Consider the following 13,475-nt stretch of genomic DNA (forward strand, 5'->3'; position numbering starts at 1 on the left):
GAGTTATGTAATGTATACTCTCACCGGACTTGAATTAAAAAACCCGACCATTCTTGCAGCCGGAGTGCTCGGGACAACCGGCGCTTCCCTCTGCAGGGTTGCGCGTGAAGGAGGAGCGGGTGCAGTTGTGACCAAATCCATAGGTCCCGCCCCAAAAACCGGACACATCAACCCCAGCATGGTTAGGCTGGACTGCGGGTTTTTAAATGCCATGGGGCTTCCGAACCCTTCCTATCCCGGCTTCCTGCAGGAGCTCGAGTTTGCAAAAAATAACTCTGCAGTTCCGGTAATTGCAAGCATTTTCGGGGGCACTCCTTCGGAGTTTGCTGAAGTTGCCGAAGGACTGCTTCCTGCAAATCCTGATGCCTTTGAACTGAATGTAAGCTGCCCTCACGCTGAAGGATACGGAGCCGCAGTCGGTTCAAACCCCTGCCTGGTAGAAGCAGTTACAGCGGCGGTGAAGGATGTTGTTAACGTTCCTGTCTGGGTTAAGCTGACTCCCAATGTTGCAGACATTAAATCCATTGGAACTGCAGCCGAATCCGGGGGTGCGGACGCTGTTGTTGCAATCAATACTTTAAAGGGAATGGCTATTGACATTGAATCCGGATATCCGGTGCTTGGAAACCGTTCAGGAGGGCTTTCCGGAAAAGCTGTCAAGCCCGTAGCTATCAAATGCGTTTACGACCTCTACACTGCCCTGGAAATTCCGGTGATTGGGGTAGGAGGAGTTTCTTCCTGGGAAGACGCTGCGGAAATGTTAATGGCAGGAGCTGCAGCTGTCCAGATCGGGTCTGCGGTATATGACAGAGTGGATATCTTCTCTGAAATCGGGACGGGAATAGAAGCCTTCCTCACGAGGAAAGGTTATTCGGATATAAAGAAAATTATAGGGCTTGCCCATGAGATGATCTGATGCTTCCTTTTAATGCTATAATAACACAGAGATGGTCTGATGCTTCCTCTTAATGCTATAATAACACAGATAACTGAAGAAACTCCTCTGGTCAGGACTTTTTTCTTTGACCACAGGTTTGAGGATATGGAACCAGGCCAGTTTGTAATGGTCTGGATCAGGGGCGTGGACGAGATTCCTATGGGCCTTTCCAGAAATAATTCCATAACTGTCCAGAAGGTGGGCGAGGCGACCTCAAAGCTCTTTGAGTTAAAAGAAGGCGACTCCTTCGGGCTCAGAGGGCCTTTCGGAAAGGGCTTTACCCTTCCTGTTAGAGGCGAAAAAGTCCTTGTTATAGCCGGTGGGGTCGGTGCTGCTCCCTTATCCCCTTATGCTGAGGCAGCCTTTGCTGCAGGCGCTGAGGTACATACCATTCTTGGGGCACGGAGTGCCGAAGACCTGCTATTTGAAGGGCGGTTCGAAGCCCTCGGAAAGATTTATATCTCAACTGATGACGGTTCAAAAGGCGTTAAAGGGTTTGTGACCGATGTCCTCAAAAACCTTGATGTTGCAGCCTATGACAGAATTGCAGTCTGTGGTCCTGAAATAATGATGGCTTCGGTATTCAGGCTCTTTGAAGAGCTTCAGGTCCTTGAAAAGGCAGAGTTCAGCCTCCACCGCTATTTTAAATGCGGCATCGGCGTCTGCGGGGCATGCTGTATAGACAAGTCCGGGCTTCGGGTCTGTAAGGATGGGCCTGTATTTTCCGGAGTTCAACTTATTGGTTCGGAACTCGGAAACTACTCGCGGGATGCCAGTGGGCGAAGAGTTAAAATTTAAGTTTCGATATATCCTTTTCAAAAATGAAAGAGAGCAGGTAACTGGCTCCGTGAAAACAGGATGAGGAAGGCAAAGCTATGATTGGAAGGTTCAGGTCAGGGGATGTCGTTTTTTATGGTGAAATCGAAGATGGGCGGGTGTATCCCAGTGGAGGTATCTCTGCCGGAGCATTTGAACTTTCGGAACTTCGTGTTCTACCCCCTTCATTCCCTTCTAAAATCGTCTGTGTTGGCCTGAACTATAAAGACCATGCTGACGAGCTTTCCATGGAAATCCCTGAAAACCCTATTATTTTTCTAAAGCCCCCATCTGCAGTTATAGGGCATGGAGATAAGATCATCTACCCTGCATCCAGTTCGCGGGTGGACTATGAAGCCGAACTCGCAGTCGTAATCGGAAAGCGCTGCAAGAATATTCCCGCCGAAAAAGCCGAGGACGTGATTGCAGGCTATACCTGTTTTAATGATGTGACTGCCCGTGATCTCCAGCAAAAAGACGGGCAGTGGACAAGGGCAAAGAGTTTCGATACCTTTGCGGCATTCGGGCCTTATATAGTCTCTACAGAAGAAATTGATGTTACTGATGCGAAGATTTCCTGCAGGGTAAACGGGGAAACCAGACAGGCATCAAGTACCTCAAACCTGATGTTTGATATTCCTTATCTTATTGAATTCATCAGCGAGATTATGACCCTGGAAGTAGGGGATGTAATCGCTACCGGAACACCCCCTGGAGTAGGAGAACTGCACAGAGGAGATACCGTGGAAGTTGAGGTCCAGGGAATCGGAACACTTAGAAACGAGGTTGTCTGATGCTTCTTGAGCATATTGGAACTGAACTTGACCTTACAGAGCGCCACCTGATTGTGCTCAAAAAGGTAATTGAAGAAGGTCCCATAGGAATCCTTAAACTTGCAGAAGTTACCGGGATGCAGAACCATAAGGTACGTTATTCCCTTAGAGTCCTTGAGCAGGCAAATCTTATCAAGCCTTCAGCTCAGGGGGCTGTGCCAGGGGATGCTGTCCCTAAATTCCTGCAGGACTTTGAGCGGGATCTATGTACAATCAATGAGAAAATGTCTCGAATCCGGGAAATTGAAGCCTCAATTCCGAAATAAAGGCTTTTATCTTTGAAAGACTTCAGAATGTGCTTTGTTACTATTGAGCCTTTCCTCATAAGTTCGTGGCTTCGGTGACTTTTTATAATCCTATTTACATGTTTTTTCTTCAATCATCGGATTCAACGCATCTTATGGATTCTCCCTTTTGCGGGTTTATCCATTCAGTTTAACTTGAGTAATATTCTCATCTCAGTCAATTAAGATTTAATCCATGTTTATTTTTGGAGAAACTTCTATGACCTTAAGTCCTGAAGATCTTAAATCAATAGAAAAATATGCCCTTCAAAATGCTGTGAAATACGGGAAAGCCCCCCAGCCCAAAGCCGTAATGGGCAAGGTAATGGGAGAGTACCCCCAGCTAAGGGCCAATCCCGGAGCTGTCTCTGCGGCACTTGAAGCCATTGCTTCTGAAATTGCTAATGGAAACCCCGAAGCCTGGGAAGCCCGGCTGTCGGAAATTGCTCCTGAGCTCATAGAAGCCCTGAGTGTAAAGAAAGAGCCGGACAAGGGTTTAAAACCCCTCGAAGGGGCAGAAACCGGGAAAGTCGTAATGCGCTTTGCCCCTAACCCCAACGGGCCCGCGACCCTGGGCAGTTCAAGGGGCATGGTAGTCAATTCCGAGTACGTAAAGATCTATCAAGGCAAGTTTATCCTGCGTTTTGACGATACCGACCCTGATATAAAGCGCCCCATGCTTGAAGCCTATCCCTGGTATCTGGACGACTTCAAATGGCTCGGAGTTGTACCTGACCAGGTTGTCTATGCCTCTGACCATTTCCCTATCTATTACGATTATGCAAAAAAGCTAATTGAGATGGGCAAAGCCTATGTCTGTTTCTGTAAAGGGGGAGACTTCAAAAAGTTAAAGGACGCAAAGCAAGCCTGCCCGCACAGGAACACTAGCCCTGAAGAAAACCTCATGCACTGGGAAAAGATGCTTGCCGGGGAATATGAAGACCAGCAGGCTGTGCTGAGGATCAAGACAGACATCGAACATAAGGATCCTGCTCTGAGGGACTGGGGGGCATTCAGGATAAGAAAAATGTCTCATCCCCGCCCTGAAATCGGAACCAAGTACGTTGTCTGGCCTCTCCTGGACTTTGCAGGCGCTATCGAGGACCATGAACTCGGCATGACCCACATCATCCGGGGCAAAGACCTTATAGACAGCGAAAAGCGGCAGGGTTACATCTACAAATACTTCGGATGGACGTACCCAAAAACAACTCACTGGGGTCGAGTAAAGATCCATGAGTTTGGGAAGTTCAGCACAAGCACCCTGCGCAAATCCATTGAAGCCGGAGAATACAGCGGCTGGGATGACCCCCGCCTACCAACAATCCGGGCAATCCGTCGCCGTGGGATAAGGGCTGAAGCTCTCAAAAAGTTCATGATAGAAATGGGAGTTGGGATGACTGACGTAAGTATAAGCATGGAGTCTCTTTACGCCGAAAACCGTAAAATCGTGGATCCAAGTGCAAACAGGTACTTCTTTGTCTGGGACCCGGTAGAACTGGAAATTGCAGGCATGGAACCTTCAGTTGCTAAACTTCCGCTCCACCCCACTGATCATGCAAGAGGTGTAAGGGAAATTGCTGTAGAAAATAAGGTACTTGTCTGTAAAGATGATGTCGAAAAGCTGGAAGTAGGTTCCATCATCCGCTTAAAAGAGTTCTGCAATATCGAAATCACTTCCCTTTCCCCGCTGCAGGCAAAACGCTCTGATGTTTCTCTTGAAACCCTTAAAAAAGCAAAAGCAAAAATAATCCACTGGGCTCCTGTTGACGGAATCCCTGTGAAAGTGCGCGGCCCAGAAGGAGATATCGAAGGAATCGGAGAACACGGGATTGCAACCGAACTTGATAAAATAGTCCAGTTCGAACGTTTCGGCTTCTGCAGAATTGATACCGTAAGCAAAGAAAAAGTTGTGGCTTATTTTACCCACAAATAATTAAGGGTAAGTTTTGCCCACAAATAATTAAGGGTAAGTTTTACCCGCAATAATCAAGGAAAAAAGAAGGGAAGAAAACTGTCCCTTCTGCTTCCTCTCCTTTTTTCTATTTTAGATTACTTTTATCTTTTCCGCTTTAGGATATAAGCTGCTCCTGCCGCCAGAAACGTAAATGCAAGGCCTGGTCCGGGAGCTCCGTTTTCTTCTGGAGCCCCGGTTTCGGAAGTTTCCTCTCCTTCACCTGCAGGTTCTGTTGTTCCTTCGGTTTCTTCCTCCGTTACTCCCTCCAGAGGGGATTCAGTCTCATTTCCTGTGCCTTCTCTGTCTGCCAGGCCCTGATCATAAGCTCCAGCATCCAGTTTGTTTTCAAGGGTTGTGACAGCACCTGGAACTTTCGGGAAAAGAGGAGATTTATCGGACCCACCACCAGTGACCTCGTATGCGGAATCACAAATTCCGTTACTGTTTCCATCCACGCAGGTTTCACTGTAACCCGTGCCTTCAGGGTTTGCCCAGAAATTTCCGCCAATATACGGACCCCTGACAAGGTTACTTTTGGTTGAGAGAGTGCTCTGCCAGGCATTGTCTGCGTTTACGGTGTTTTCTTCGACATTTTCGGCATTTTTGAAGTAGTTATTATAAATAATGTTCTTGCTGCTCTCTTCAAGGGAGATTCCGAAACCATAGTTGTAAGCAACGAGGTTGTCCTGAATCGTATTTGAGTTTGAACCTTCGAGCCTGATCCCGATTTCGTTCAGGGTTAGGATGTTGCCGTTTATGTTGTTGGTTCCTGCATCCTGCAGCAGAATCCCGTATTCTGAGTTTCTGGCTCTGTTATTGTTGATATAGCAGTTATTGACTCCTGTCAGCAAAATCCCTGCTTTATCCGAATCCTCTACCCCAAACCCACTGAAAGTTGCCCTGTCCGCAGTTATCTCCACGGCACTTTCTGTAGGGTCAGCTGCCTTCACAATCGTATTCTCAGGGTTTCTCGAGTCCGACCAGATCCTCACCTGCCTGTCGATTATAAGGTTTTCAACATAAGTTCCCTGGTTTACAAAAATAGTATCTCCTTCTTTTGCGGCGTCTACTGCAGCCTGTATTGTGGTATAGCCCCCTTCTGCTGCAGGGTCTACCCTTAAATTTGCTGCGGAAGCGAAAGAACATGTGCATATGACTGCCAGAATAAACGCAACCGCTACTATAATAAATACCTGTAAATTCTTTTCTTTTACTCTTTCCATCTTTAGTTCCTCATTTACTCTTCCATTTCTTTATGGTTTTTTCATTCGTTTTTATCGCATTAAAAACCGTTAATTTTCTTTTTTTCGAATTTTATCTGTTTTTCCGGAATGAATCTTGTTTATTTTTCAGAGCTGATTCTTTCAATGTTTTGTTAAGAAAACAATTTTGTCCTGAAAAGATATATCTTTGGAACCACAAGTTCTAAACAATTGTTCTTGAAAAGTAGGATCTAAAAGATTATGAAAGTGAAATCCAAAAGTATAAAGTCCTGAAACCTGACTACCTGTAAATGCCTGCAGTTGTAAATGACTGCGGCCATAAAGCAAAACCTAAAATCCTTATATCTGAATTGTTTTATTATTGTCTCGAATGGAGGCTTAAAATGGACAAAAAAATTGCGCCCCAACTTGAAGAGCTAACCAGGGCGCTTGGAGACATTGAAAAGAGTGGCATCCGGGCAGAATTCGATAAACTTCTTGCTTTTCGCGTACCTCCGGAGGTTGCAAAGGAAAGTATCCTCCGAAAGTTTGGGGGAACAAGGAAAGTCCTGAAGGTAAAAGACCTTTCAACCTCTCTGAAAAATTTTGGAATAACAGGCAGAATCCTGGATATAGGGGAAAAGGCAATCCACCCTCAGGAAGGAGCTCAGGAGGGGCCTTCCAGACTATATACCGGGGTTCTTGCAGATGAAACGGGTTCAGTCATGTTTTCCTCCTGGAAAGAACTTCCAGGTTCAACCGGAGATGTAATCAATATCAGGAATGCCTATACTCGCCTCTGGCAGAACAGAATAAGGCTTTCTATAGGAAAACAGTCTCTGGTATCCATAGTTCCGGATTCTCCCCTCCCTCAGCTTTCCGAACTTTCCAAAAGCCCTGCAAAAAAATTGATTGACATAGGCGCTGTGGATTTTTCCGTAGGAACCACAGCCTGTGTACTTCAGCTTTCTCACAGGGAAGTTCTGATAAGGGGCAAGCAGTCTAAAGTGATTTCCGGCGTGCTTGCGGATGAGACAGCAAGATTACCTTTCAGTGCCTGGGTTGAACTTCCGGGCATTGACATAGGAAGTACAATCCGGATAGAAGGAGCCCAGGTCCGCATGTTCAGAGGAATGCCTTCGATCAATATCCTCAGCAGCACTAAAGTCTCATCAGTTGGGCCTGAAGAAGCTGAAAAGCTTGCTTTTACTTTCGAGTCTGCAGCAAAAGACCCTGTCCCTTTAAAAATAGAAGAAATAGACTCAAGAGACAATATGTTCGATATAGTTGCAGCAGGAAATGTTGTATCCGTCCGACCGGGTTCAGGGATAATTTCCCGCTGTCCGGAGTGCAGCCGCGTGATTCAGAAATCAAATTGCAGGGCGCATGGCAAGGTGGAAGGCGTAAGGGACATGCGGATTAAGGCTGTGCTGGATGACGGGACAGGGGCAATGTCCGTCATGTTTCCAAGGGAACTTGCAGAAACGATCTACGGGAAGTCCCTTGAGGAAGCCGAACAGCTCATGTTTTCTGATATTTCTAAAGATGCGGTCTATGAAGACCTGAGAAGGATTCTTACCGGCCGCTACCTTGCAGTACGCGGGAATGCTTCAAAGGGAGAGTATGGGGTTTCTTTTGTTGCAGAAAGTGCCTGGGTGCCTGAAGATGACCTCGCTGTTCGAGTTGTTGAATTATTACACAGACTCGGGAAGGATGAAGAGGAAACGGATTTAGAGGTTTCCGGGGGAGAGATACGCCTTGCTTAAGAGAGAAATTGCAAAAAGAATTTTTGCGAAGGAATTTGAAGCCTGTAGGGAGCTTGAGAAATCGGCAAGGTCCTCGTCCGAAATAGTTGATTCGAAATCCCCTAACCTGCTTATCAGCCCTCTGGGGCTTATTCTCAACCGTGTCTTTGCAGTTGGCGTGCTTACCGAACTCGACAGCATAGGTACGCAAAACGAAATGTGGAAAGCCCGGATAGTTGACCCTACGGGAGCTTTTACAGTATATGCAGGGCAGTACCAGCCTGATGCTTCCATTTTCTTTTCAACGGTTCAGGTCCCTGCTTTCATAGCCCTTACCGGAAAAGCCCGTATTTACGAACCCGAACCTGGCTCTGTTTTTATCTCAATCCGGGCAGAAGAGGCAAACGTTGTAGACGAAGAGATCCGCAATAGGTGGGTTGTGGATACTGCAGAACAGACCGTTGACAGGCTCGAGGCTTTTTCGGATGCTCTTGCAAGTGGATATCATGGAGAAACCCTCAGGGAATATCTGCTTGAGAGAGGAATTTCCGAAGAGCTTGCGGAAGGGATTTCCATTGCCCTTGAAAGGGACCGCGCCCCTCAGGAATTTGCAAGACAGCTCAGTGCATATATCAGAGAAGGGCTAAAGGCTCTTAACTTTGAATCCGAAGGTCCTGCAGGAGCCAAGGCTGACCAGAAGGAATTCGTACTCGAACTACTAAAGGAAATTGGCGGAGGTAGGGGAGTTGATTACGCTACTTTTGTAGATTCTGCGGTTTCAAGAGGTGTTCCTGAAGAGTTCGTAGAAGAAGTTGTCCGTTCCCTTCTTGCGGGAGGGCAGTGTTACGAGCCAAAGATCGGGATTATAAGACTTGTAGGTTAATCTTACGGAGTGGAACTTTAACTGCCTCAGACTGTACTGTCTCATACTTAATAGTTTCAAAATTAATAAGTTCAAATATAATAGTTTCAAATTTAATAAGTTCAAATATAATAGTCTCAAATTTAATAAGTTCAAATATAATAGTTTCAAATTTAATAAGTTCAAATATAATCGTTTCAAATATAATAAGTTCAAATATAATCGTTTCAAATATAATAGTTTTAAACTTCAATAAACCTCGGGAATGTGTAAATCTTACCTCTAAAAACATGTGATAACGCTTAAGTGTGATTAAGTTGATTGGTATTCTTTGTTAAAATTTAGCATCTCACGTTTTTCGTATTTATCTGGAGAAATTAACATGAAAGTATTGGTCAGCGACTCACTCTCCAATGAAGGTTTGGAGATTCTAAAAGAGCACTTTACTGTTGACGTCAACACCGGCCTTTCCGAAAATGAGCTGGTGGAAAAGATCGGGGCATACGATGCCCTTGTAATACGCAGCGGCACTCAGGTCACTCAGAGAGTCATCGAAGCTGCCGACAACCTGAAAATTATTGGAAGGGCGGGAGTCGGAGTCGATAATATCGATGTGGATGCAGCCACAAAGAAAGGAATCATTGTAGCTAATGCTCCCGAAGGAAACATGATCTCGGCAGCAGAGCACACAATTGCTATGATGATGTCAATGTCCAGGAATATCCCCCAGGCCAACGCTTCCCTAAAATCCAGAGAATGGAAGCGCAACAAGTTCACGGGTATCGAGGTAAAGGGCAAGACCCTTGGAATTGTAGGGCTTGGAAGGATCGGGTCTGAGGTTGCAAAGAGGGCTTCAGGGCTTGAAATGAACCTTATGGGTTATGACCCTTTCATTTCTGAGAAGCGGGCTGTCGAACTCGGAGTCAAGCTGGCTACGGTTAATGAAATCGCAAAAGAGGCTGACTACATCACAGTGCACACTCCACTTATCAAAGAGACCAGAAATATCCTCGATGACGAGCAGTTTGCTCTCATGAAGAAAGGAGTAAGGATCCTCAACTGCGCCCGCGGCGGAATCATCAGTGAAGAAGCCCTGACAAAAGCTCTTGAAAGCGGCAAGGTCGGCGGGGCAGCACTGGACGTTTTTGTCGAAGAGCCTCCTTTTGACAGCCCTCTCCTTAACTTTGACAATGTAATCGTAACTCCTCACCTCGGTGCCTCCACACAGGAAGCTCAGGTTAATGTAGCAATCGATATTGCCAAAGAAGTTGTTTCTGTCCTTACCGGTGGGCTTGCAAAGAATGCAATCAATATTCCCTCAGTGAAGCCCGAAGCTATGGCAGTCCTTGCTCCATACATAAGGCTCTCAGAGCTCATGGGTAAAATCGCAGGACAGCTTGTAGACGGCAATTACGAAAAGGTAGAAATCGCATACAATGGGGAAATCTCCGGAAAAGATACCAGGCCCCTTACAGTCTCTGCTCTTAAAGGGCTGCTTGAAATGGCTCTTGGTTCCGGGGTAAATTATGTCAACGCTCCTACTCTTGCGAAGTCCAGAAAGATCGCAGTAGTTGAAAGCAAGTCTGAATCCGCAGAAGAATATTCTTCAACTGTCAGTATCAGGCTCACCAGCGGAGAAACGGCGAAACTGGTTACCGGAACTGTTGTTGGAGACGAGCCTAAGATTGTTTCCGTTGACGAGGACTATGTAGACATCTTCCCCGCAGGCCGTATGATCTTTGCCAAGCACATTAACAAGCCAAACGTTATCGGACCATGCTGTATGGTTCTTGGTAAAAACAACATCAACATTTCAGGCATGCAGGTCGGAAGGGCGAAAGTCGGAGGCGTGACTATGATGGTTCTTAATGTGGATACCGATGTCTCTGATGCAATCCTTGAAGAGGTCAGGCAGGTCCCCGGGATCATCAATGCAAAGCTTGTGACTCTCTGAATTCGCAGTAAATTGCAGTAACAGATATTCTGAAAAACATTTCACTTCGGTACAGACTTAAATATGATCTCTGTGCCGGAGAAATTTACTTTTACAAGGGATTTCTTCAAATGTGAAATTGAATCCAGTGAGACTTATTTATACATTGAATCCTGTAGGACTTATTTATACATTGAATCCAGTGAGACTTATTTATACATTGAATCCTGTAGGACTTATTTATACATTGAATCCAGTGAGACTTATTTATACATTGAATCCAGTGGGACTTATTTACATTATACTATACTGCCCTTTCCCAGCGCAGTTATTTTTCGAGGTTCGTGAATGGAAGAACTTAAACGTGTTGTTTCTGCTCCTTTTAAGAAAAATCTTGCAGGCTCTCTCCCGGAAAAAGACTTTGAATTTTCCCTTGCCTTTGACCTGAAATGGTTTTCCCCAAAGATTGCTTCTGAAGTAAAGAGCCGCGCCCTTGAAGCAGGCCTGCTTTCCCTTAAGGACGGTGCACTTTTACCCTGTTTTGATGTTGAGAGTGTCCGACTTCCCCATGCTTTTAAGCCACCAGAAAATTTTCTCGAACTCAAAGAGAAACCCGGAAAAACCGGCAACTCTTCTGCAAGGCGCCACAGGGAAGAAATATCCTTAGAACAGATTCTTGACTTCGTTTCCGCGGATACGGGAGTGAACAGACAACGGCTTGTTTCCGAAATCAATTCCATGCAGGACCGACTTGCTTATCTTGTGGATATCCGGATAGTGGCACTTATTGTGGCAAGAAAGTTCGGATGCGACATAGAAGTAATACTTGGAAAGGTTTCCAGGGTTGTTCTTGGCTCTTCCGATTACGCATAATCTTTATGTACTAGAAATGTTATTCACATCATACCAATCCGACTAATCGCTTGATCTTTAATTTGCTGCCCCGAGCTTCATAGCTACGGCAGCTATAGCGATGTTCGAACGCGATAGGGAATTTTTTCCGCGTGAGTGAGATTCATACAGATCTTGCGGAGGAACATACATTGGGTAAAAAATCACTGGTAAAACTAACAAGAAAAACGAATCCAAGAATCGTTTCCCTGATTCTTACCCTGAAAGATGGGGCAAATGTAGATTCTGCCCCCATCTGGAAGGATATTGCGAAACGTCTTGAGGCGCCGTCCAGAAACTATGCGGCTGTGAATATAAGCAAGATCAACAGGCACACTAATGAAGGTGATGTCCTGCTTATCCCCGGAAAAGTCCTGGGCGCAGGTCTCCTTGATCATCCTGTAACTGTTGCGGCTTTAACATTCAGCGAATCAGCAGTTGAAAGAATCACTGAAGTTGGCGGCAAGTGCCTGAGTCTCGAAGAGATCATGGAAGCAAATCCAAAAGGGTCCGGTATCCGGATTTTCCGCTGAGGTGACGAAGATGACGGTTATCGATGCAAATGGGCTTATTCTGGGGCGTCTTGCAAGTTCGGTTGCAAAACAGTTGCTTTCAGGAGACGAAAAGGTTTATATCATAAATGCCGAAAAAGCCATCATTTCTGGCTCAAGGGCAGCCACCCTTAGAGAGTACCGGGAGACCCGGGAAAGGGGTGCAACGGAATTCGGGCCTTACTTCCCGAAGCGTCCGGATCGCATCCTGAAGAGGACTATTCGTGGCATGCTGCCCTATAAGAGAGCAAGAGGAAAGGATGCAATGTCCAAGCTAAAAGTCTATGTAGGTGTCCCCTATGAACTTGAGGGCATTGAAACGAGCACCATCGCAGATGCCGACATGAGGCTTCTGAGTTCCAACAAGTACATAGAGCTTGGTGAAGTGAGCCAGAAAATGGGTTCAAAGTTCTAATGGGTGAGTCCTCATGATCAAAGTAATTAATTCATCTGGAAAGCACAAGACTGCAACTGCTCGCGCAACAGTCATGAAAGGTACCGGTAAGGTCAGGATCAACAAAATTCCGCTCGAGCTCTATACCCCTGAGCTTGCAATGATAAAAATCTCCGAGCCTCTGATGATCGCAGGAAACGATGTTGTTTCCGGGCTTGATATCAATGTTGATGTTCGGGGTGGCGGAATCGTTGGGCAAGCTAACGCAGTAAGGACTGCAGTTGCCCGTGGGATTGTGGAATGGACAAATGACACAATCATCAGAGACAACTTTGCAACCTACGACCGCAATTTACTTGTAAGCGATTCCAGGCAGAAAGAATCCAAAAACTTTGGTGGACCTGGAGCAAGGGCTAAATATCAGAAATCTTACAGGTAAGGACAGTTATGATCCCAGTCCGATGTTTCTCATGTGGAAAAGTAGTCTCTAACTATTGGGATGAGTACAAAAGACGCGTCAATGACGGCGAAGACTCTGCTGCAGTACTGGATGATCTCGGAATCACCCGTTACTGCTGCCGCAGAATGTTCCTCAGCCATGTAGAACTTGTTGACGTGCTTTCACCGTACCAGTAAGGGACCGTAGGGTAGCTTGGTCCATCCTTCGGCGTTCGGGACGCCGTAACCTGAGTTCGAATCTCAGCGGTCCCATTTCCCTTTTTCAAGGGCACTGGTTCTCAGGTGTATGTACTGAATATCAAATATATCATGCTTCTCGATTATCGGAATTCATCGGAGCGTTTTTAAGTTTCAGGGTGATCTGTTGGTCAAGGAAAAATATACCCGGTTCGAACGTGCACGAATTGTAGGTGCAAGAGCATTGCAAATAGCAATGGGGGCTCCTGTCCTGGTTGAAGATGACGGGCGGCTGGACCCCCTGGGTGTAGCCATTTTAGAGTTGAAGACCGGAGTTATTCCTATAACGGTCAAACGTAAGAAAAGCTGAAGACGTAATGGGATACATTTCAGATACTGAATGCGTTTTATTGTTGATTCTATATTTTATGAGG

Annotated in this window: 15 protein-coding genes and 1 tRNA gene; 15 read left to right on the forward strand and 1 reads right to left on the reverse strand. The window is 45.9% G+C overall.

What is annotated here, in order from left to right; all coding sequences use genetic code 11:
• Positions 1-10: 10 nt before the first annotated feature.
• From MSWH1_RS14645 to MSWH1_RS14665, 5 genes are all read left to right on the forward strand, one after another.
• Positions 11-916 (forward strand): dihydroorotate dehydrogenase, encoded by a 906-nt coding sequence (locus MSWH1_RS14645; protein WP_048129688.1) that lies wholly within the window; start codon positions 11-13, stop codon positions 914-916.
• 39 nt (positions 917-955) lie between these two features.
• Positions 956-1,735 (forward strand): dihydroorotate dehydrogenase electron transfer subunit, encoded by a 780-nt coding sequence (locus MSWH1_RS14650; RefSeq protein ID WP_048129689.1) that lies wholly within the window; start codon positions 956-958, stop codon positions 1,733-1,735.
• A gap of 77 nt (positions 1,736-1,812) precedes the next feature.
• A complete protein-coding gene (locus MSWH1_RS14655) occupies positions 1,813-2,547 on the forward strand; it encodes a fumarylacetoacetate hydrolase family protein (RefSeq protein ID WP_048129690.1) in 735 nt (244 codons plus the stop codon).
• Complete coding sequence (locus MSWH1_RS14660; RefSeq protein WP_048129691.1) at positions 2,547-2,852, forward strand: hypothetical protein; 306 nt, start codon at positions 2,547-2,549, stop codon at positions 2,850-2,852. The genes MSWH1_RS14655 and MSWH1_RS14660 overlap by 1 nt, the downstream gene beginning before the upstream one ends.
• Positions 2,853-3,090: 238 nt before the next feature.
• Positions 3,091-4,806, forward strand: a complete 1,716-nt coding sequence (locus tag MSWH1_RS14665; RefSeq protein WP_048129692.1) for a glutamate--tRNA ligase — start codon at positions 3,091-3,093, stop codon at positions 4,804-4,806.
• Positions 4,807-4,928: 122 nt separating this feature from the next.
• Here the strand turns inward: MSWH1_RS14665 and MSWH1_RS14670 are convergent, their stop codons facing one another.
• The gene (locus MSWH1_RS14670; protein WP_048129693.1) at positions 4,929-6,050 is read right to left on the reverse strand and encodes a nitrous oxide reductase family maturation protein NosD; all 1,122 of its coding nucleotides are present in this window, start codon (positions 6,048-6,050) and stop codon (positions 4,929-4,931) included.
• A gap of 383 nt (positions 6,051-6,433) precedes the next feature.
• Here MSWH1_RS14670 and MSWH1_RS14675 point away from each other — a divergent pair, with 383 nt between their 5' ends.
• The 10 genes from MSWH1_RS14675 (at position 6,434) to MSWH1_RS14725 (ending at position 13,411) form a co-directional block, all read left to right on the forward strand.
• The gene (locus MSWH1_RS14675) at positions 6,434-7,795 is read left to right on the forward strand and encodes a Single-stranded DNA binding protein (protein WP_048130643.1); all 1,362 of its coding nucleotides are present in this window, start codon (positions 6,434-6,436) and stop codon (positions 7,793-7,795) included.
• Complete coding sequence (locus MSWH1_RS14680; protein ID WP_048129694.1) at positions 7,788-8,657, forward strand: RPA family protein; 870 nt, start codon at positions 7,788-7,790, stop codon at positions 8,655-8,657. Before MSWH1_RS14675 ends, MSWH1_RS14680 begins: the two co-directional genes overlap by 8 nt.
• Before the next feature lie 361 nt (positions 8,658-9,018).
• Positions 9,019-10,590, forward strand: coding sequence for a phosphoglycerate dehydrogenase (serA, locus tag MSWH1_RS14690; RefSeq protein WP_048129696.1), 1,572 nt, complete (start codon positions 9,019-9,021; stop codon positions 10,588-10,590).
• 327 nt (positions 10,591-10,917) lie between these two features.
• Entirely contained in the window at positions 10,918-11,442 is a 525-nt protein-coding gene (locus tag MSWH1_RS14695) for a DUF2240 family protein (protein ID WP_048129697.1), read from the forward strand.
• A gap of 170 nt (positions 11,443-11,612) precedes the next feature.
• Positions 11,613-11,993, forward strand: a complete 381-nt coding sequence (locus MSWH1_RS14700; RefSeq protein ID WP_048130647.1) for a 50S ribosomal protein L18e — start codon at positions 11,613-11,615, stop codon at positions 11,991-11,993.
• Between the two features lie 10 nt (positions 11,994-12,003).
• Positions 12,004-12,426, forward strand: a complete 423-nt coding sequence (locus MSWH1_RS14705) for a 50S ribosomal protein L13 (RefSeq protein WP_048129698.1) — start codon at positions 12,004-12,006, stop codon at positions 12,424-12,426.
• A 13-nt stretch (positions 12,427-12,439) separates the two neighbouring features.
• The gene (locus MSWH1_RS14710; RefSeq protein WP_048129699.1) at positions 12,440-12,844 is read left to right on the forward strand and encodes a 30S ribosomal protein S9; all 405 of its coding nucleotides are present in this window, start codon (positions 12,440-12,442) and stop codon (positions 12,842-12,844) included.
• An 8-nt stretch (positions 12,845-12,852) separates the two neighbouring features.
• Entirely contained in the window at positions 12,853-13,041 is a 189-nt protein-coding gene (locus MSWH1_RS14715) for a DNA-directed RNA polymerase subunit N (protein WP_048129700.1), read from the forward strand.
• Positions 13,042-13,116 (forward strand) — tRNA-Pro (locus MSWH1_RS14720).
• A gap of 112 nt (positions 13,117-13,228) precedes the next feature.
• The gene (locus tag MSWH1_RS14725; protein WP_048129701.1) at positions 13,229-13,411 is read left to right on the forward strand and encodes a DNA-directed RNA polymerase subunit K; all 183 of its coding nucleotides are present in this window, start codon (positions 13,229-13,231) and stop codon (positions 13,409-13,411) included.
• Positions 13,412-13,475: the final 64 nt, after the last annotated feature.

The sequence above is a fragment of the Methanosarcina sp. WH1 genome (assembly GCF_000970005.1).
GTDB lineage: Archaea > Halobacteriota > Methanosarcinia > Methanosarcinales > Methanosarcinaceae > Methanosarcina.

Coding starts and splice junctions, on each gene's coding strand:
- MSWH1_RS14645 (WP_048129688.1), top strand. CDS start 11: ATGTATACTCTCACCGGACTTGAATTAAAAAACCCGACCATTCTTGCA.
- MSWH1_RS14650 (WP_048129689.1), top strand. CDS start 956: ATGCTTCCTCTTAATGCTATAATAACACAGATAACTGAAGAAACTCCT.
- MSWH1_RS14655 (WP_048129690.1), top strand. CDS start 1,813: ATGATTGGAAGGTTCAGGTCAGGGGATGTCGTTTTTTATGGTGAAATC.
- MSWH1_RS14660 (WP_048129691.1), top strand. CDS start 2,547: ATGCTTCTTGAGCATATTGGAACTGAACTTGACCTTACAGAGCGCCAC.
- MSWH1_RS14665 (WP_048129692.1), top strand. CDS start 3,091: ATGACCTTAAGTCCTGAAGATCTTAAATCAATAGAAAAATATGCCCTT.
- MSWH1_RS14670 (WP_048129693.1), bottom strand. CDS start 6,050: ATGGAAAGAGTAAAAGAAAAGAATTTACAGGTATTTATTATAGTAGCG.
- MSWH1_RS14675 (WP_048130643.1), top strand. CDS start 6,434: ATGGACAAAAAAATTGCGCCCCAACTTGAAGAGCTAACCAGGGCGCTT.
- serA (WP_048129696.1), top strand. CDS start 9,019: ATGAAAGTATTGGTCAGCGACTCACTCTCCAATGAAGGTTTGGAGATT.
- MSWH1_RS14695 (WP_048129697.1), top strand. CDS start 10,918: ATGGAAGAACTTAAACGTGTTGTTTCTGCTCCTTTTAAGAAAAATCTT.
- MSWH1_RS14705 (WP_048129698.1), top strand. CDS start 12,004: ATGACGGTTATCGATGCAAATGGGCTTATTCTGGGGCGTCTTGCAAGT.
- MSWH1_RS14710 (WP_048129699.1), top strand. CDS start 12,440: ATGATCAAAGTAATTAATTCATCTGGAAAGCACAAGACTGCAACTGCT.
- MSWH1_RS14715 (WP_048129700.1), top strand. CDS start 12,853: ATGATCCCAGTCCGATGTTTCTCATGTGGAAAAGTAGTCTCTAACTAT.